1 pseudogene is annotated in these 750 nt (G+C 48.1%); it reads left to right on the top strand.

The window, feature by feature from the left end:
* Window positions 1-61: 61 nt before the first annotated feature.
* Window positions 62-750, top strand: a pseudogene (gene cda, locus E0D98_RS25140) (colicin-D); the annotation flags it as partial.

Below are 750 nucleotides of genomic sequence, written 5' to 3'. Positions count from 1 at the left end.
TGGTTTTATGTACAGTTTGTTGTTTTTAACGCATTGTTTTAAAAGTCAAAGAGGTGTTTTTATGAGTGATTACGAAGGTAGTGGTCCGACAGAAGGTATTGATTATGGGCACTCGATGGTCGTGTGGCCGTCAACAGGACTGATTTCGGGTGGTGATGTGAAACCAGGAGGCTCATCAGGTATCGCTCCATCCATGCCTCCGGGATGGGGGGATTACAGCCCACAGGGTATCGCACTTGTACAAAGTGTTCTTTTTCCGGGAATTATTCGCCGGATTATTCTGGATAAGGAACTTGAAGAGGGAGACTGGTCGGGATGGTCTGTCAGTGTGCATAGCCCTTGGGGAAACGAGAAAGTTTCCGCTGCACGAACAGTTCTTGAGAATGGTTTACGTGGTGGTTTGCCAGAACCGTCTCGCCCGGCTGCTGTTTCTTTTGCCCGTCTGGAGCCTGCTTCCGGAAATGAGCAAAAAATTATTCGTCTTATGGTTACACAGCAACTGGAACAGGTAACGGATATTCCGGCCAGCCAGTTACCAGCAGCGGGTAATAATGTACCGGTGAAATATCGTCTGATGGACCTTATGCAGAACGGTACGCAATATATGGCTATTATCGGAGGTATTCCGATGACAGTGCCGGTAGTTGATGCCGTTCCAGTTCCGGACCGGAGTCGTCCGGGAACAAATATTAAAGATGTTTACAGTGCCCCTGTATCACCAAATCTACCGGACCTGGTATTAAGTGTGGG

Origin of the sequence: Escherichia sp. KCJ4928, assembly GCF_004352695.1 — a bacterium.
Taxonomy (GTDB): Bacteria; Pseudomonadota; Gammaproteobacteria; order Enterobacterales; family Enterobacteriaceae; genus ECMA0423.
The sequence above is the reverse complement of the archived record's forward strand: the minus strand, read 5'-3'. Positions and strand labels throughout refer to the sequence as shown.